The organism is Halomonas chromatireducens (genome assembly GCF_001545155.1).
Classification (GTDB): Bacteria; Pseudomonadota; Gammaproteobacteria; order Pseudomonadales; family Halomonadaceae; genus Halomonas; species Halomonas chromatireducens.
The window spans coordinates 2,597,284-2,615,223 of record NZ_CP014226.1; the positions used below are offsets into that span (position 1 = coordinate 2,597,284).

Consider the following 17,940-nt stretch of genomic DNA (forward strand, 5'->3'; position numbering starts at 1 on the left):
TGAGAGATTTCGGCTGAAGTACTAGAAATATCATCCGATGTGTTGAGAATATTAATCAAATGATATAGATCAAATCTTCGTTACATTTCTCTCCGACCAAGACTGAACAAAGGTCGCAAGGCGTCACCCCTCCTCTTCATCATCCGCCAGGTCGCGGCCAAAGGCGCGCCACTGGGCCAGGGTCATCACCTCGGTGGTTTCGGTCTGCAGGTCGTGGGCGATCAGCAACTCGCCCCGCTCCAGCTGCTGCCTGAGCTCGCCGACCCAGCCGCGCATGCCCTCGCCGGTGTCGGTGGTGTCGTAGCCCTGCCGGGTGACGAAGGTCTCGAGCAGGGCCTCCAGGGTCTCGGGCGGCAGCATGCGGTAAGGCACCTCGATGAAGCGGCCGTCGTTCATTGCGCTGCCTCCTTGCCGCTCTCCCAGGCTTCGAGGCGTTCCAGGAAGCCCTGCTCGTCGAGCACCGACACCCCCATCTGTTCCGCCTTGGCGAGCTTGCTGCCGGCGCCGGGCCCCGCCACCACGGCGGCTGTCTTCTTCGAGACGCTGCCAGCCACCTTGGCGCCGAGCGCCTGAAGGCGCTCCTTGCCCTCGTCGCGGGTCATGCTTTCCAGTGTGCCGGTCAGCACCCAGGTCTGGCCGGCCAGGGGCTGGGGACGATCGCCGACCACCTCCTCTTTCCAGGTCAGGCCCAGGGAGCGCAGCTCCTCGATGGTCTCGCGATTGTGGGGCTGCCGGAAGAATGTGTACACGTGGGAGGCAACCACGGGACCCACGTCCTCGACGGCCTCCAGGTCGGCAACCTCGGCCTCCATCAGGGCATCCAGGGTGCCGAAGTGGCGCGCCAGGTTGGCGGCGGTGGCCTCGCCTACCTCGCGAATGCCCAGGGCGAAGATGAAACGCGGCAGAGTGGTCTGCTTGGCCTTTTCCAACGCCGCCACCAGGTTGTCGGAGGATTTCTGCGCCATGCGAGGAAGCGTTGCCAGATCCTCGGCCTTGAGCCGGAAAAGGTCAGCCGGTGTCTTGACCCAATCGAGCTCGACCAATTGATCGATCAGCTTCTCGCCCAGGCCGTCGATATCCATTGCCCGACGCGAGGCGAAGTACTTGAGCGCCTCCTTGCGCTGGGCGGCGCAGTAGAGCCCGCCGGAACAACGGGCCACCACCTCGCCCTCGAGACGCTCGACCTCGGATTCGCACACCGGGCAGCGCTCGGGGAAGACGATCTCGCGCGCATCGCTCGGGCGCTTCGACGCATCTACCCGCACCACCTGGGGAATGACGTCGCCGGCGCGGCGAATCGTGACGGTGTCGCCGATCATCACACCGAGCCGGGCAATCTCATCGGCGTTGTGCAGGCTGGCGTTGGAAACGGTAACCCCTGCCACGGTGACCGGCTCGAGCCGGGCCACAGGGGTGATCGCACCGGTGCGGCCGACCTGGAACTCCACGTCGTTGAGGGTCGTGGTCTCCTCCTGGGCGGGAAACTTGAAGGCGATGGCCCAACGCGGCGCCCGGGCAACGAACCCGAGTTCCCGCTGCAGGCGCAGGTCGTCGACCTTGATCACCACCCCGTCGATATCGTAGCCGAGCCGGTCGCGGCGCTCGCCCAGTCGCCGGCAATAGTCGATGAGCCCCTGGCTGCCGGTGACCACTTCGAGGGCCGCGCTGGTGCGCAGCCCCAGATCAGCCAGCCGGGCCATCAGCTGGCTGTGGGTGGCATCACCCGGGTCGGGCTCGAAGCGGGCCGCCTGGTAGGCGCTGAACTCCAGGGGACGCGAGGCCGTTATCCTGGGGTCGAGCTGGCGCAGGCTGCCGGCGGCGGCGTTACGCGGGTTGGCGAACACCTTGGCGTCCCCTTCCCGGGCCCTGGCGTTGAGGGCCTCGAAACCCTCGTGGCTCATGATCACCTCGCCACGCACCTCCAGCAGGTCGGGCGGCGCCTTGCCACGCAGTTTCAGCGGTACCGAACGCAGGGTACGCAGGTTGGAGGTAATGCCCTCGCCGGTACGCCCGTCGCCGCGAGTCGCACCGCTCACCAGCACGCCCTGCTCGTAGACCAGGGACACCGCAGCGCCGTCGAGCTTGGGCTCGCAGCAGAAGGCGATGGTTTCGCCATCGATTTCCAGCCGGTCGGCCACGCGCTTGACGAAGGCGGTGATCTCATCCTCGTTCAAGGCATTGTCGAGGGAGAGCATGGGGACCGCGTGCTGGACCTCGGGGAAGCCGGCATCGGGCGGTGCCCCGACCCGCTGGGTCGGCGAGTCGGGAGTCACAAGGTCGGGATACTCAGCCTCGATTTCCTGGAGCCGACGCAGCCGACGGTCGTAGTCGGCGTCGGTCATGCGCGGCTCATCGAGCACGTAGTAGCGATAGTTGGCGTCGTCGAGTTCGGCGCGCAGCGTGGCGACTTCATCGAGGATTTTCTTTTCGGGCTGGTTCATGCGTCTCTGTATCTCGAAGCTGATTTCCTGCCGCCGTGAACACGACAACCCCGTGATTGCTCACGGGGTTGTCGGTGGGTGCGGCATGGTACTCGGTCAGGCGTCAATTCACCTGGTAGCGATTGAGGCGGTTGCGGCGCTCGAACTCCTGCACGCGCTGGCGGGCAAACTCCACGGTCTGGGCCGTCATGACGCTGTGATTCTCGTCCTTCAGCTCGCCACCCAGGTTGCGCACGATAACCATGGCGGTTTCCACCATCGCTTCGAAGGCTGCCGCCGTGTCCAGCGCGCCGGGCAGAGGCATCAGCAGGGTGACGCCAGGCGTGCGGAACGCATCCATGGCCTCGATGGGGAAGGTCCCGGGCTTGATCACGTTGACCATGGAGAATTGCAGCTCGCTCTCCGGGTCCTCGGTCTCGAAGCGATGGAAGATACCCATCTCACTGCTGTAGCGCAGGCCGCAGGCCAGCATCAGGTCCAGCAGCGCCTCGCCGGAGAAGCCCTGCTCGTCACGGGAAAGCACGCTGATGACGATGACCTCATCGGAATGGCTGAGGGTTTCCCGGGCGCGCTCGGCATTGACGTCGTGCCGCAGGGCCTTGGCCAGGGTCGGGTGGGCTCGCACCACGTCATCGTCGAACATGGCACCATCCGGCTCGCCGTTCGAGCCTTGCTCGGCAGCGGACGGCTGCAGCTCGAAGGTGAGATCGTCACGCTCTGCCACTTGTTGTTGCCGCGCCCGCGGGGGTGCGAACAGTGGATCGTCGTCGTCGGCCATCTCGATGGCCTGGGCTTCGAGGCGGCGGCGCTCGGCGTCCCTGGCGGCCTGCTCGGCCTCGGCCTCACGGCGACGCTGGGCATCCTGGGCGGCCTTCTCAGCACGCGCCTGCTCACGGCGCGACTTTTCCAGCTGCTTCTCTTCCCGCCGCTTGGCCAGGCGCTGCTGCATGGACGCGCCGAAGCGCTGCATTGAATGACCCATGCGCCGCGAGCGGCTCTTGAGCGAATCCGTCATGCCCTCCAGGTCGACAAGGCGGTAGCGCTCGTCGTCATCATGCAACGCTTCGTGATCGTGAGGATCGGCTGCCAGCGGTTCGGCTGCCATGGCGGCGGGGGGCTCGGCATCGTCCAGCGCCGAGAGCGTCGGCTCGCGACGCGGCACATCCGTTTCGGCACCGTCAGACGGCTGCGACGTAGCGGCAGCAGGATCTGGCTGACGCGCCTGCATGGTCGGTTGCACGCTGGGCTCGGCTGGCGCTTCCACTTCCTTGCGCGCAGGTTCACCGAGCGTGGGCTCGGTGCTGGCGGCAGGCGTTCGTTCGTGCTGATCGCGTGTGAGTGCAGTGTCGCGACGAGAGGGCTCGCTGGGCAACGGCGACGCACCCCTGGTGCTTGTCGCATCGAGCGATGGCTCGGCCCGAGCGGGCGTCTGGACGTCGTCACGCGGTGGCGACGCCGCTGCCGGCGGCGGGCTTGCCACGGGCCGTTCAGGCGTGTGCCTCGCAGCCTTCAGGCCAGACAGCACCCGAGAAGGGCCGGGGTGCTCCTGGCGCTTCAACTTGGGCTTGGGTTTGCTCTGCCCCTGGTCATAGCTGGCAGGGCTGATGACACGCGCCCCACCGTTGGGCAGTTCCCAATTGGTGTCAGCCTCGGACGATGCTGTTGCGTCATCGATACCGTGGTTGCTCTGTTCCCCTACCTGGTCCAGGCGGGGCACTCGGCGCTGGCGTTTCAGGCGACGTACCCCATCAACTACGATGAGAGTCACCAGTGCCAGCCCCAGAATGATCAGCCATTCTCTAAGTTCCATGGGTCGTCTTGCCTATCACTAGGGCGCCATGCCGGATGGATGTCCGTCAACAGCATAGCGCGATTGCCTAAAAAAGGGCCACTTTTTTTATTTGTCAAGCCCCGGCATTATCGCTTGAGAGTCCAATCGACCCTGCGCCTTTCCCTGTCATTTCACACTTCGATAGTGTGATCAGACCATGATATACATTCTGATATCGCGTTTCTTCCACGCTTGCAAGCCCTGTCAGGCCTCGGCCAGCGCGGCGGCCTCCTCGACACCTACCGCAACCAGACGTGAAACGCCGGGCTCCTGCATGGTAACACCCATCAGCCTTTCCGCCGCCTCCATGGCGATCTTATTATGGGTGATATAGATAAACTGCACCGAATCCGACATGTCCTTCACCAACTTGGCATAGCGTCCCACATTGGCATCATCCAGCGGTGCATCCACTTCGTCGAGCATGCAGAAAGGGGCAGGATTGAGCTGAAAGATAGCGAAGACGAGGGACAGGGCAGTCAGTGCCTTTTCGCCCCCCGAGAGCAAGTGAATGGTGCTGTTCTTCTTGCCGGGAGGGCGTGCCATGATCGCCACGCCGGTGTCCAGCAAATCATCCCCGGTGAGCGTCAACCATGCGGTTCCACCGCCGAAGACTCGGGGGAAAAGCGTCTGCAGTCCCTGGTTGACCCGCTCGAAGGTGTCGCGAAAACGGGTACGGGTTTCCTGGTCAATACGTCGGATCGCCTTCTCCAGCGTCTCCAGCGCCTCGTTCAATTCAGCCTGCTGGGCCTCCAGGTAGTCGCGACGCTCGGCCTGCTGGTCGTACTCCTCGATGGCGGCGAGGTTGATCGCACCCAATCGGCGGACTCGCTCGGCGACCTCCTCCAGCCGGGCCTGCCAGGCGGATTCGGTGGCCTCGGGGTCCAGCACCTCCAGCAGGGCAGCAACCTCATGACCCAGCTCCTTGAGCTGCTCGTCCTGGGTTTCCGCCTTGAGGGCGAGGGCCTGGACCTGCATGCGTGACTCCTGGAGGCGCTCGCGGATCCCTTCCAGGCTGCGTTCGTGTCCCTGGCGAGCCTGCTCGTCTTCGCGCAGCCGTTCGGCCAGCTCGGCGGCACGGCCGCGCACTTCATTGAGCGCTCGCTCGTCGCCTTCACGCCGGTGCAGCAGGTCGTCGAGGCGTTCGCGCTGCTCCTCGTCGGGCTCTCGCAGCTGTTCCAGCGCATCGTTCAGTTCGCTACAGCGGTCCGCAAGGCGCTGGCGGACATCGCCGGCACGCCCCTGCTGTTCCGCCAGGCCCTCCCGCTCGGTGGAGAGCCGCTGGTGTTCCAGTGCCAGCTGCTGGGCGCGATCGTTGAGCGGGCGCTGGCGGGCACGCAGCGAGGCAAGCCGCTCTCGGCTCTGGCTGCGCTCGCGCTCCAGCCGCTCGCGCTGCTCGGCGCCCTCTTCGAGGCTCGCCATGGCCTGCTGCCACTGTTCACGGGCCTCCTCGATGGCTAGCCGCGTTTCTTCACCGCTCTCACGCAGCCGCTCGACTTCTTCGACCAGTTCAGCGGCACGCCCCTGCAGATGCTCGAGCCGGCTGGCCAGGCCGCTGTCCTGGACCGCCAGCTGCTGATGCTCAGTGGCCAGGCGGCGCTCATCGTGGCGTACGCCTTCCAGGGCGCCTTCGGCCTGTTCGACCCGCTCGCGCTCGACGGCCAGTTCGGCATCCTGGGCGACCAGTCGGGTCTCGACCTCGTCCAGCTCCGCGGCGACCTCATCCCGACGCCGCCGGCTGACCAGCAGCGCGTCAGGGCCTGCGCCCTGGCCGCGGTGGCGTATCCAGTCACGGCCCAGCCATAGCCCCTGCGGCGTGATCAGGCTCTCGCCTGCGGCCAGGCCTTCGCGTTCCCCCCAGGCCTGGGCATCGCTTTCCACGCAGCGAATCGCCTCCAGCCAGGCCGTAGCGGCTCCGGCGCCGCGCACCCGTGCCGCCAGGCTATGGGACTGCGGCTCTCCAACGGTATCAGGGGAGAGCGCACCCAGTTCGGCGGGCGGCGCAGCGCTTGCGGCCTGAAAGGTGTCGGGTGTGGCCAGCCGCGCCTTGAGCCACGGCGCCAGCACCCAGGAGACGCTGGCTTCCCAACCGGGGTCGACCGTCAGGGACTCCCCCAGCCGGGGGGCATCGCCCAGGCCGTGGTCGGCCAGGTGGCTTGCCAGCGCTTCGTCCGGATCGGTCAGAGCGGCCTGGATCAGCGCGTCCAGCGAGGCGAGCTCACCCTGGAGCACGCTGCGCCGGGCACGCTGTCCTTCGCGTCCCTGCTCCAGCGCGGCGGCGGCGGCGCGGGCCGTGTCGCGCTGTTCCTGCAGCTGCTCGCGCCGCGCCTCGGCGCTCTCCTGCTCCAGCTGGAACTCGGCAAGTCGCTCCTGGTGCTCGCCCCGCCGGGCCTGCAGCTCGGCCAGGTCCGGCAGCTCCTGCTGCTGCTGGCGGCGGCGCTGCTCGTCGGCGTCCAGCCGTGCCAGACGTTCTTCCAGTTCGCGCAGGCGATCCTGCGCGCGCTCGGCTGCGCGGCTGGCCTCCCGCCAGCCCTCGCTGAAGGCCTCATAGGCGAGTTCGGCCTCCTCGGCAGCCGGCTCGGCGTCTTCCAGCATCGCCTCCATCTCGGCCAACTGTTCGGCGACTTCCTCCTGCTCAGGGCCCAGGCGCTCGAGACGCTCGTCAAGCCCCGCCAGCCGCGCCTGGTCCTCTTCGCCCAGTCGGTCCAGCTCGGCCAGCTCGCGATGGGCACTCTCCAGGTCGCGCCCCAGCTGGGTTTCCCGGCTGCGCGCGTGCTCCAGGTTCTGCTCCAGCCGGGCGATGGCGCCGGTGGTCTCAAAGAACCGCGCCTGACACGCTTCCAGCTCTTCGGCCAGGCGGTCATGGCCGGCCCGAGCCTCCTCGAGGCGGGTCTCGCACTGGCGCATGCCGAGGATCTCGCGCTCCACCGCGGTTTCCAGTTCGCGGACACGGCCCTCCTCCTCGCCCTGCCGTGCGCGCAGCGCGCGGCCACGCAAGAGCGCCAGCTCACCCTTGAGCCGGTGCTCTTGCGTCTTGAGGGTCTGGTAGCGCCGCGCCGCCTCGGCCTGCCGCCGCAGGCGCTCCAGCTGCTTGTCGAGCTCTTGGCGAATATCGTCCAGCCGCTCGAGGTTCTCGCGGGTGCGCCGCATTCGGTTCTCGGTCTCCCGGCGGCGCTCCTTGTACTTGGAGATCCCGGCGGCCTCTTCCAGGGTGGCGCGCAGCTCTTCGGGACGCGCCTCGATCAAGCGCGAGATCATGCCCTGCCCGATGATGGCGTAGGAACGCGGACCCAGGCCGGTGCCCAGGAAGAGATCGGCGATATCACGGCGACGACACTTCTGGCCGTTGAAGAAGTAAGCGGACTGGCCGTCGCGGGAGACCTGACGCTTGACCGCGATTTCGGCGTACTGGGCGTAGAGGCCGCCCATGCTGCCGTCGCTGTTGTCGAAGCGCAGCTCGATGGCGGCCTGCCCCACCGGCTTGCGCGCGGTGGAGCCGTTGAAGATGACGTCGGTCATCGATTCGCCGCGCAGGGTCTTGGCCGAGGACTCGCCCATGACCCAGCGCACGGCGTCGATGATATTCGACTTGCCGCAGCCGTTGGGCCCGACGATGGCGGTCATGTTGCCATCGAAGGGCACCGTGACCGGGTCGACGAAGGACTTGAACCCGCTCAGGCGAATCGAGGTGAGTCGCATCCCGACTACTCGACGAGACGGTCGATGACAACCTCCGTGGGTTCACCGTCGACGCTGCCCACGGCGACCCCATCGAGATCACCGAACATGTCCCCGGGTGCCGGAGTGGCGTCGCCGCTGGAGGTAACGCGTACCAGCAGCCTGGCCTCGCTCACCTGTGACAGGCTCGCTTCATCGGACATGGCATGGCGGTCGTCGAGCACCAGGCTCGTGGGCAGGTCGCCGAGCGTGACACGGGCCACGGCCAGCGGGGGTAGCTCACCTGCCATGTCGCGGGCAATGATGAAGACACGAGTATCGTCATCGAGCATTCCCTGCAGGCTCTCGTCCAGGCGAACACTGACGTGGATGCCGGGTCCCTGGGCAATGGGCTCCTGCTCTTCCGGGGCAACGCCGAGGCGCTGCTGGGCGATGCGAATGCCTTCCCGCAGGGCTTCCGAGGAGCTGGAGTCGGACATGCCGGCGATGGCGCGACGCCAGCGATCGATGGCCAGCTCGTAATCACCGCCGTCGAACGCCTGGACCCCAAGCATGCCGAGGATGGTGGGCTCGCGGGGGTCACGCTCCAGGGTCTCGTCGACCAGTGCCTGCACTTCGCCGGTGACACTGCGGTTGGCCATGAAGAACTTCAACTGGGCCTTCTGCGCCAGCAGCGAGGCCTGCCGCCCCTCGAGTTCGATCAGGTTCTCCAGCGCATTCAGTGCCGCGGTGCCCTGACCGGAATCGCGGTAGATGGGGTAAAGAGAGGCCCAGACATTGGGGTTGTTCGGCTGGCGTTCTGCCTGCTGTTCCAGGCGCTCTACCAGCGTCGGCATGGAGTCGCTCTCCTGGAAGGCCTCGTAGATTGCCAGGTCGCCTTCGGCGCCGTGCTGCAGGTACCAGGCCACCGACCCGATCACCACCGCCACCGCCACCAGCGGGACGACCAGACGGCCGGAGGCGGGCGAGTGCAACGGAGAACGCTTAAGGTCCTCGGTATCCTCCAGCAGGCTGCGATCGAGCTCCAGGCGATCCTCCTCGAAACGTGCCTGGTCGATATCGCCCCGCTCCAGCGCCGCTTCCAGCGAGGCCAGGCGGCGGCGATAGATCGCCACGTTCTGTTCCGCGGACTTGTCGTTTTCCTCAAAGCTGACCTGGGCATCGTATACCAGGCGCGCCCGCCGCACCAAAAGAACTGGAAGGCCGCGAAGAAACCATCACTTTTTCAATGCCCCGTGAGCTGCATCAACTGGTAATTGCCAGGAGCTGATGAAAAGGGATCCTACCCAGTCGCAGTGGACACCCCGTTAACGTGGCTCACTACAACTAGGTACCGCATGGCGAAGCAAGCTATCCGAAGGAAGTCGTATATTGCAATTATGGCAGCATCGTTTCATATATTCATGCTGCTTATGCTGTAAATTTTTCATAAAATGATTGACGTAAATAAAATTTCTTTTGTCAGGATAGGTCTTTGCTAAGTCGGTCGGGTTAAAATGCCGCGGATTTATACTAGTTGTTAGCATCGTTAGGACGGATGATTGATATGCTGGAGCTATTTTTATTCGTAGGAGATGTTGCGCAGAAGCCTCAGGTCAGTCAGCCGCGTGACGTAATGTTTTGGAGGGTCATGTGCACACAGTAGCATTGTTTTTCTTTGCTAATGTATTGTTCTGTCTTGCTTATATGGTTCGTGATATGGCCTATTTGCGCGCCATTACAATTCTTGCAGCGTGTAGTACGCTGCCTTATTTTTATTTTCAAGCAGTACCGCTCTATTCTGCAATGGGGTGGCAGGTGGCTTTTATCGTTATTAATTCCTTTAACCTGATTGTGCTGCTGCTTCATCGCCGCCCCATCAAGCTTGATGAACAGGAGCAATGGCTACATGAAAGCACACTGCGTTTCCTCAAGCCAAGAAAAATGCGTCGTTTACTGCGGCTGGCCAAGACCCATGATATAAAAAAGGGCGAGGTCCTCATCATGAAAGACCAGGAGCCGCTGGCGGTGCGCTTTACCCGAGTTTCCGCCGATGAAATCCGCATCACCAATGCCGAGCGCGTGGCGCTGGACGGCCAGGCGCTGATGGCCGACCCCACGCTGCGCTCGGTCATGCTGCTGCTCGGCTACGAGCAGATCGGCGATGAGGTGCCGGTGAGTCTAGATGCCATGCTGATCCGCCCCGCCAGCTAGTAATTTCTGCTCGGATCCGCTCAGGAGAGCGCCATGGCGTCCTGGGCGGCCCCGGTCTGGACCTTCCACTGGGCGGCATAGCGGCCGCCACGTTCGATCAACGCACCGTGGGTGCCCTGCTCGACCACCCTGCCGCCATCGATCACCACGATCTCGTCGGCATGGACGATGGTTGAGAGCCGGTGGGCGATCATGATCACCGTGCGGCCGAGCCCGATCTTGAGCAGCGAGCGCTGGATGGCCGCCTCGGTTTCGTTGTCCACCGCGCTGGTGGCCTCGTCCAGCACCAGGATGGGCGGGTCCTTGAGCAGCGCCCGGGCCAGCGACAGGCGCTGACGCTGGCCGCCCGAGAGGCGAATGCCCCGCTCGCCCACCGGGGTGTCGAGCCCCTGGGGCAGCTCCTGGATGAAATCCCAGGCCTCGGCGGTGCGGGCGGCTTCGATCACTTCCGCCTCGTCGGCATCGGGCTTGCCATAGGCGATGTTGTCGCGGATCGAGCCTTCGAAGAGGTAGACGTCCTGGCTGACCAGGCCGATGGACTGGCGCAGCGAGTTGAGGCTGACTTCGCCGATCGGCTGGCCATCGATACAGACCCGGCCGGCCTCGGGGTCGTAGAAGCGCAGCAGTAGCTTGATCAGCGTCGACTTGCCCGAGCCCGTGGCACCAACCAGCGCCAGGGTGTTGCCTTCGGGCACCCTAAGGCTGACGCCATCGACGCCCACACCGCTCGAGGCATAGTGAAAGCTCACCGACTCGAAGCTCACCTCGCCGCGCACCGGTGCCGCCAGCGGTTTGCCCTCGTTGTCCTTCACGGTGATGGGCACCGCCAGCAGGTCGAGGATGCGCCGGGTGCTGGCCATGGCGCGCTCGAACAGGTCGATCACCTCGGCCAGGCCCGTCAACGGCCACAGCAGGCGCTGGGTGAGAAACACCAGCACGCCGTAGGCGCCCACGTTCAGATCGCCGCGCAGGGCCAGCATGCCACCCACGGTAAAGGTGGCCAGGAAGCCGGCCAGGATCGCCATGCGGATCACCGGAATGAACGCCGAGCTGACGCGGATCGCACGCCGATTGGCCTCCACATAGGCCTCGCTGGTGGCACGCAGCCGCGCCGCCTCGCGATCCTCGCTGGTAAAGCTCTTGATGGTGGCGATGCCGGAGAGGTTGTTGGAGAGCCGGCTGGCCAGATCGCCGACCTTCTCGCGCACGTCGGCATAGAGCGGCCCGGCCTTGCGCTGGAAGAAGAAGGCGCCCCAAATGATCATAGGGATCGGCGTGAAGGCCAGCAGGGCGATCAGCGGCGAGATGACGAAGAACACCGCCCCCACCGCTACCACGGTAACGCCAACCTGGATCAGCGAATTGGCACCGCCGTCGAGGAAGCGCTCCAGCTGGTTGACGTCGTCGTTCATGGTCGCCACCAGCTGGCCGGAACTTCTCGACTCGAAGAAGGCCATGTCGAGGCGCTGTGCGTGCTCGTAGGTGTCCAGGCGCATGTCGGCCTGCAGCCGCTGGGCCAGGTTGCGCCACAGGATCTTGTAGAGGTACTCGAAGATCGACTCGCCGGCCCAGATGAAGAAGGTGAGCACGGCCAGCATCAGGATCTGCTCCTGGGGCGTGGTGAAGCCGAGCCGGGCCACGAAGCTGCGCTCCTGGTTGACCACCACATCGATGGCCACCCCGATGAGGATCTCGGGGGCGATATCGAAGATCTTATTGATGATCGAGCAGGTGGTGGCGGCGATGATGCGGCGGCGATAGCCACGCGCATAGCGCAGCAGGCGCACCAGGGCCTGGAAGCTGTTGGCTGAAGAGGACATGAGTACCCATCCGACGGTGAGGATGGCCAGAGTGTAGCGCGTTTAGCGGCCTAACGGTTTGCGTGGCACGCCCCGAGCCACGACAATAGCCCTGTGACAATAGGCCCGACGCCCCCCTTTCACGAACCGTCACTCAACAGGACACCTGCATGGTCGCCGAACTCTTTGCCGTCATGGCGCCGGTATTGGCCGGCGCCGGGCTCGGCTACACCTGGATTCGACTGGGCCACCCCTACCCCGTGGATTTCGTCACGCGCCTGGTCTTCAATATCGGCACGCCCGCGCTGGTGCTGGCCTCGCTTTCCGGGGCGGACATCGATGCCGGCAGCTTCGGGCGCACCATGCTGGCCGCCGCCCTGGTGATCATCACGATGGCGGGCATGGCCTTCGTGCTGGCCAAGCTGCTGCGGCGCGACTGGCGGGTCCTGCTGGCCCCCACCATGTACCCCAACACCGGCAACATGGGGCTACCGGTGGTGCTCTATGCCTTCGGCAGCGCCGGCTTCGTGTTCGGCATCACGATCATGGTCACGGTCTCGCTGTTCCAGTTCAGTATCGGCGCCATGATGGCCAGCCGTGGCAATCCGCTGCGCACCCTGGCCAAGACGCCGACCGTCTACGCCATTCTGATCGCCCTGGCCCTGCTGCTGACCGATACCGAACTGCCGCTGTGGCTGGACAACAGCGTCGACCTGATTTCCGGCTTTACGGTACCGCTGATGCTGATCACCCTGGGGGTCTCTCTGGCCAGCATCCAGGTCAAGGGATTGAAATCGGGAATCGGCTTCAGCCTGCTGCGCATTCCCATCGCCGCGCTGGTGGCCTGGGGCATCGGCATCCTGGTCGGCCTGCCCCCCTTGGCCCAGAGCATTCTCATCCTGCAGATGAGCATGCCGGTCGCCGTCTTCAACTACCTCTTTGCCCTGCGTGCCGGCCGCGGCGCGGCCTACACGGCCAGCCTGGTGTTCTGCTCCACGCTGCTGTCACTGTTCTACCTGCCGGTGCTGCTGGCGATTTTGATGTAGCCCGGCGGCCATGTGAACAACATCGCCGCGAGCCTCTTGCCACCGGTGGGCTTGCACAAGGCATATTGACGCATGATGTTGCGCTACCTAACGTAGGATAGGGTGCCCTCGTGGCACCCAGCGTCTTTTTTACCCCCGACGGAGTAGCACCATGGCTACCTATGCACTCGGCGACCTGGCCCCGACCCATGACGACACCGTTTTTATCGCTCGCGAAGCCGCGGTCATCGGTGACGCCCGACTGGCCCCGGACGTCAGCATCTGGCCCGGCGCCGTACTGCGTGGTGACAACGAACCCATTGTCATCGGCGCAGGCAGCAACGTTCAAGAAAATTGCGTTCTGCATACCGACCCCGGCTTCCCCATGGAGATAGGCGAAGGTGTCACCGTAGGCCACCTCGTCATGCTTCACGGCTGCATCATTGGCAACGGCACCTTGGTCGGCATGCACTCCACCGTGCTCAACGGCGCAAGGATTGGGATGAATTGCCTGATCGGTGCCGGTTCCGTTATTACGTCCAACAAGGAGTTTCCCGACAACTCACTGATTCTGGGCTCGCCCGCCAAGGTCGTGCGTACACTGAGCGAGCAGGAAGTGGCCGATCTCGCCGTGAGCAGCCAGTATTATGTCGAACGCAAGAACCGCTACCTTAGCGAGCTGACGCAGCTGACCCCATGATTGGGCCCTGGTAGACCAGGGGGAACATCGAGTACTTCAGGGAGTCATTAATGAGGGTAGTGGGAGGCTAACCACAGCGAAAAATGACGAAGGGAGAACGGCATGGACAAGCCTGGCAAGGCGTTACCGACAACCCTCTTGACACTCGGCATGCTGATCACACCTTACACCAGTGCCGAGGTGATCGACCACATAGCCACCGAGCACCTGGACCTGCGCCTGGAGCGACTCGCTTCCGGCCTGGAAAACCCCTGGTCCCTGGCCAGACTACCCGATGGCCGCTTTCTGGTCAGTGAACGATCCGGGTACCTGACGCTGGTCAAGGATGACGGCACCACCACGCGGGTGGATGGCGTGCCAGATGTCAATTCCCGTGGCCAGGGCGGCCTGCTGGATCTCGCCCTGCACCCCTCCTGGGGGGACGGCGAGCAGGACTGGATCTATTTCACCTGGAGCAAGCCCGACAACGGCAACACCGCCACTGCTCTGAGTCGAGCCCGGCTGGAAGGCGAACGCCTGGTCGATGTCGAGGACCTGTTCGTGCAGGACCGCTATTCCGAGCCGGGGCGCCACTACGGGTCACGACTCGCCTGGCTGCCTGACGGCACCCTGCTGATGAGTATTGGCGATCGCGGCACCAATCCGGAACGTGCCCAGGACAAGGGCGACCACGCGGGCAGCGTGCTGCGCCTGACCGATACCGGCGGGGTACCCGATGACAACCCATTCGTCGCTGATGCCGAGGTGCGCGACGAGCTCTTTACCGCTGGCAACCGCAACATTCAGGGCATGATCGTGACCGACAGCGGCGAGATCTGGGCCAGTGAACATGGGCCACGGGGTGGGGATGAAATCAATTTCATCGAGGCCGGCGAGAACTATGGCTGGCCGGAAGTGAGCCAGGGGCGGGACTACGCTACTGGCGAGCCCATCGGCGCGGACTCCCTGCCAGGCATGCGCGATCCGGCCCATGTCTTCGAGGGCACCCTGGCCCCATCCGGCCTGGCCCAGGTCACCTCCGACGCCTTTCCCGATTGGCACGGCGACCTGCTCGCCGGCGGCCTCCGCAGTGAACGGCTGGTGCGCCTGACACTGGAGGGAAGCGATGTTGTCGCAAGCGAAATCATCCTCGACGGCCATATCGGGCGCATCCGTGATGTACGCCAGGGCGATGATGACGTTTTTTATCTACTCAACGACGATCCGCAGGGCAGCCTCTACCGGCTGGCGCCAGCCGATTGAATCCCACGACAGGCGCCAAGCGAAAGCGGTAAGCTGGCGCCTGTCCTATCCGATTGCTGCTCGTGAGCCCCCATGCGCCTTCGCAACCTGATCATTCTTACGGTCATCGCCCCCCTCTTCCTGGTACTACTCATATTCAGCCTGGTGGCGATCAAGTCGCTGGAGGACAACGTACGCTCCCGGCTGGAGCGGGAAGTCCAGGTAATTACCCATGTCATCGGCACCACCTTGAGCCATGCCCTCACACGCGATGCCACGGAGCCACTGGAGGAGTCGCTCTACTCGGCCTTCTCCTTTCACCGTATCTACGGTGCCTATGTCTTCGACACCAACGGCCAGGAAATCTATGGCCTGGGACTGGGCCAGGCCTTGTTCAGCGCCGAAGCCATACGCGACGTGGCGGAGAGCGGCGAGATGCGCGCTGCCTATCGTGAGCATGACGGCTGGCACTACTACTCGGCGCTGAAGCCGCTGACCGCCGCCACCGGTGAAATACGTGGCGTATTGCAGGTCAACCGCCTCAACACCGGCATCGAGAACTACACCGGCGTTCTCAGCCAACTGGCTCTGATCGCCTTCGTCATCGGTGCCGGGGGCATCGTTCTGGGCATCTGGTGGGGGTTCCGCCGTCATATCGAACGCCCTCTAGAACGCCTGCTGGCGGTCATGCAGCGTGTCGAGGAGGGTGACCGCAGCCAACGCGCCAAAGCTAACGGCCCCCAGGAATATGCCCGCCTGGCCGTGGGGCTGAATGGCATGCTGGATGCCATGGCCGAGAAGGATGCCGATATCGAAGCGCGCCGACGAAAGGAGATAGAGCTGGAAAAGCGCCTGCGCAAGTCCAAAAAGCTGGCGGAGCTTGGGGTATTGGCCGCGGGGGTTGCCCACGAGATCGGTGCTCCACTCACGGTGATCAATGGCCAGGCCCAGCGCCTGGCGCGTCGGGACCGGATTGGCGACGACGAACGAGCGAAACTGGGTCGTATCCGCAGCGAGGTTGAACGCATCGTTGAGATCGTGCGACAGCTGATGGAGCTCGGCCGACGTCACAATGTCGAGAAGGAACCTCTCGATCTCGACAGTCTGGTCGGCGCCACCCGGGAGCTGGTAGAGGACGACCTCGATCGGAGAGCCATCCAGTTGGAGACTGACCTACCGGATCCCTCCCCCCGGTTTCTGGCCAACACTCAGCAGCTCATCCAGGTGCTTACGAATCTTTTACGAAATGCCGCCCAGGCCGAAGGCGTAAAACGGGTTCGTCTCAGTGCCAGGCAAGAGAATGACTGGCTGACCCTCCTGATAGAGGATGACGGGGCCGGGATCACCCGAGCCAATCAGTCGAAGGTCTTCGACCCCTTCTTTACCACCAAACCCGTAGGCCAGGGCAGTGGCCTTGGGCTTTCCATGGTGCATCGGATCATCAATGACCACGGCGGTACTGTCGGCGTTTTCGACAGTGAAATGGGAGGAGCCGGCTTTGAAGTCGGTTTGCCCCTCAGTCAGACGGATTCCATCGAAGGAGGAACTTCCACGTGACAGGGAACATCACATCCAACGGCTTGCCGATCCTGATCGTCGAGGACGACGCAGCCATTCTGGAACTGCTGGAAGAGGAACTCCAGGAAGCTGGCTATCGCACACTGGGTGTAACCAGTGCCGAAGAAGCGTTGGCAACCATGAGCCACAGCGATGTGGCTCTGGTCATCAGCGATGTCCGCCTTCCTGGCATCAACGGCATGGAAATGCTCGAGCAGTTGCGTAGTCGAGGCAGCCAGCTGGGGTTTATCGTGATTACTGCCTTCGGCACCATCGACCAGGCCGTGGAAGCCTTGAAGATTGGTGCCGACGACTTTCTGACCAAGCCACTGGATCTGGAAAGCGTTCGCGAGGCGGTCTATCGCGTGCTGGAAAGTCGCCGCCTGGCTGAACGTTTTCATCAGGATCACCCTCTCGGCCACTTTCATGGCATCGTCGGCGAAAGCGAAACGATGCAGGCACTCTTCCATGACGCCGCACGGCTCGCCAACAGCGACGCACCAATCCTGGTGCAAGGCGAGAGCGGCACCGGCAAGGAACTCCTTGCCCGCGCCATCCATGCCGAGAGCCCACGCGCTGACGGCCCTTTCATCGCCATCAACTGCGCCAGCATTCCCTCCGAACTGATGGAGAGTGAATTCTTCGGCCATGTAAAGGGAGCCTTTACTGGCGCCAGCGATTCCCGCCAGGGCCTGTTCCAGACTGCCAACGGCGGGAGCCTCTTTCTCGACGAAATCGGGGAGATGTCCATCGGGCTTCAAGCCAAGCTACTGCGAGCCCTGCAGGAGAAAACAGTCAAGGCTGTGGGGGCCGAGAAAGAGGAGTCGGTGGATGTGCGCATCATCGCCGCAACCCACCGCGAACTGGAACAGGAGATCGAGAGCGGTAACTTTCGCAGCGATCTCTTTTATCGACTGGAAACATTCTCGTTGCGCATCCCGCCTCTACGAGAGAGGAACGGCGACATCGAACGGCTGATCTCGGCCTTGATCGAGAAGCACTCCACCGCCCAGGACAAGCAGATCGCAAGCGTCGAACCCTCTGCGCTGCAAGCACTGCTCGAGTACCCGTATCCGGGCAATGTCCGCGAGCTGGAGAATGCTGTCATGCGCGCGGTGACGCTGGCTGAAGGCGGCTTGCTGAGCCATGCCGATCTGCCGGAGCGCATTCGTCAACATGGCCTGGATCAGCGCAGCCATGCACGGCATATCGAGGCAGGCAACGCCATGATAGCGGCAGAAAAGCAGCAGAACTGGCCTAGCCTGGAAGAGGTGGAGAAACGCTATATTCAAAAAGTGCTGGAAGCCACCGGCGGAAACAAGCGACGTACCGCCGATATTCTCGGTATCGCGAGGCGTACGCTCTATCGTCGACTGGACGAGGAGTGACCAATGCTGAGACCGGCCAGCCATGGAGGGCAAGACGGCAGATAAAGACAAAAAACCCCCTGGGAGGCTGGGGGCAAATGCGCCATGCAATCCGACTGACGGCGTAG

Annotated in this window: 11 protein-coding genes and 1 pseudogene; 6 read left to right on the forward strand and 6 right to left on the reverse strand. The window is 63.9% G+C overall.

The window, feature by feature from the left end:
• Window positions 1-123 precede the first annotated feature (123 nt).
• From LOKO_RS12055 to ccmI, 5 genes and pseudogenes are all read right to left on the reverse strand, one after another.
• Window positions 124-396 carry a YheU family protein gene (locus tag LOKO_RS12055; RefSeq protein WP_066449532.1) on the reverse strand — a complete coding sequence of 91 codons (273 nt, stop codon included), beginning with the start codon at window positions 394-396 and terminating at the stop codon, window positions 124-126.
• Window positions 393-2,441, reverse strand: a complete 2,049-nt coding sequence (gene ligA / locus LOKO_RS12060) for an NAD-dependent DNA ligase LigA (RefSeq protein WP_066449536.1) — start codon at window positions 2,439-2,441, stop codon at window positions 393-395. Before ligA ends, LOKO_RS12055 begins: the two co-directional genes overlap by 4 nt.
• A 103-nt stretch (window positions 2,442-2,544) precedes the next feature.
• Window positions 2,545-4,251: a cell division protein ZipA gene (gene zipA, locus LOKO_RS12065; protein WP_066449540.1), complete on the reverse strand. Its 1,707-nt coding sequence runs from the start codon at window positions 4,249-4,251 to the stop codon at window positions 2,545-2,547.
• A 225-nt stretch (window positions 4,252-4,476) separates the two neighbouring features.
• On the reverse strand, window positions 4,477-7,971 hold the full coding sequence (gene smc / locus LOKO_RS12070) for a chromosome segregation protein SMC (protein ID WP_066449545.1): 3,495 nt from the start codon (window positions 7,969-7,971) through the stop codon (window positions 4,477-4,479).
• A 5-nt stretch (window positions 7,972-7,976) separates the two neighbouring features.
• Window positions 7,977-9,152 (reverse strand): annotated as a pseudogene (ccmI, locus tag LOKO_RS12075) (c-type cytochrome biogenesis protein CcmI); the annotation flags it as partial.
• Between the two features lie 430 nt (window positions 9,153-9,582).
• Here ccmI and LOKO_RS12080 point away from each other — a divergent pair.
• Complete coding sequence (locus tag LOKO_RS12080) at window positions 9,583-10,143, forward strand: hypothetical protein (protein WP_144439652.1); 561 nt, start codon at window positions 9,583-9,585, stop codon at window positions 10,141-10,143.
• A 20-nt stretch (window positions 10,144-10,163) separates the two neighbouring features.
• On the opposite strand, the gene LOKO_RS12085 is transcribed toward LOKO_RS12080, so the two are convergent.
• Window positions 10,164-11,963: an ABC transporter ATP-binding protein gene (locus LOKO_RS12085; RefSeq protein WP_144439653.1), complete on the reverse strand. Its 1,800-nt coding sequence runs from the start codon at window positions 11,961-11,963 to the stop codon at window positions 10,164-10,166.
• A 149-nt stretch (window positions 11,964-12,112) separates the two neighbouring features.
• Here LOKO_RS12085 and LOKO_RS12090 point away from each other — a divergent pair, with 149 nt between their 5' ends.
• The 5 genes from LOKO_RS12090 to LOKO_RS12110 all read left to right on the forward strand — a co-directional run bounded on the left by LOKO_RS12090 (window position 12,113) and on the right by LOKO_RS12110 (window position 17,833).
• Window positions 12,113-12,988, forward strand: a complete 876-nt coding sequence (locus LOKO_RS12090; RefSeq protein ID WP_066449552.1) for an AEC family transporter — start codon at window positions 12,113-12,115, stop codon at window positions 12,986-12,988.
• 151 nt (window positions 12,989-13,139) lie between these two features.
• Window positions 13,140-13,667 carry a gamma carbonic anhydrase family protein gene (locus tag LOKO_RS12095; protein ID WP_066449555.1) on the forward strand — a complete coding sequence of 176 codons (528 nt, stop codon included), beginning with the start codon at window positions 13,140-13,142 and terminating at the stop codon, window positions 13,665-13,667.
• 102 nt (window positions 13,668-13,769) lie between these two features.
• Window positions 13,770-14,909 carry a PQQ-dependent sugar dehydrogenase gene (locus LOKO_RS12100; RefSeq protein ID WP_066449558.1) on the forward strand — a complete coding sequence of 380 codons (1,140 nt, stop codon included), beginning with the start codon at window positions 13,770-13,772 and terminating at the stop codon, window positions 14,907-14,909.
• A 72-nt stretch (window positions 14,910-14,981) separates the two neighbouring features.
• Window positions 14,982-16,445: a sensor histidine kinase gene (locus LOKO_RS12105; protein WP_066449561.1), complete on the forward strand. Its 1,464-nt coding sequence runs from the start codon at window positions 14,982-14,984 to the stop codon at window positions 16,443-16,445.
• On the forward strand, window positions 16,442-17,833 hold the full coding sequence (locus tag LOKO_RS12110) for a sigma-54-dependent transcriptional regulator (protein ID WP_144439654.1): 1,392 nt from the start codon (window positions 16,442-16,444) through the stop codon (window positions 17,831-17,833). The genes LOKO_RS12105 and LOKO_RS12110 overlap by 4 nt, the downstream gene beginning before the upstream one ends.
• Window positions 17,834-17,940: the final 107 nt, after the last annotated feature.

Excerpts from the sequence above, each read along its gene's own strand:
- LOKO_RS12055 (WP_066449532.1), bottom strand. The coding sequence starts at position 396 with ATGAACGACGGCCGCTTCATCGAGGTGCCTTACCGCATGCTGCCGCCC.
- ligA (WP_066449536.1), bottom strand. The coding sequence starts at position 2,441 with ATGAACCAGCCCGAAAAGAAAATCCTCGATGAAGTCGCCACGCTGCGC.
- zipA (WP_066449540.1), bottom strand. The coding sequence starts at position 4,251 with ATGGAACTTAGAGAATGGCTGATCATTCTGGGGCTGGCACTGGTGACT.
- smc (WP_066449545.1), bottom strand. The coding sequence starts at position 7,971 with ATGCGACTCACCTCGATTCGCCTGAGCGGGTTCAAGTCCTTCGTCGAC.
- LOKO_RS12085 (WP_144439653.1), bottom strand. The coding sequence starts at position 11,963 with ATGTCCTCTTCAGCCAACAGCTTCCAGGCCCTGGTGCGCCTGCTGCGC.
- LOKO_RS12090 (WP_066449552.1), top strand. The coding sequence starts at position 12,113 with ATGGTCGCCGAACTCTTTGCCGTCATGGCGCCGGTATTGGCCGGCGCC.
- LOKO_RS12095 (WP_066449555.1), top strand. The coding sequence starts at position 13,140 with ATGGCTACCTATGCACTCGGCGACCTGGCCCCGACCCATGACGACACC.
- LOKO_RS12100 (WP_066449558.1), top strand. The coding sequence starts at position 13,770 with ATGGACAAGCCTGGCAAGGCGTTACCGACAACCCTCTTGACACTCGGC.
- LOKO_RS12105 (WP_066449561.1), top strand. The coding sequence starts at position 14,982 with ATGCGCCTTCGCAACCTGATCATTCTTACGGTCATCGCCCCCCTCTTC.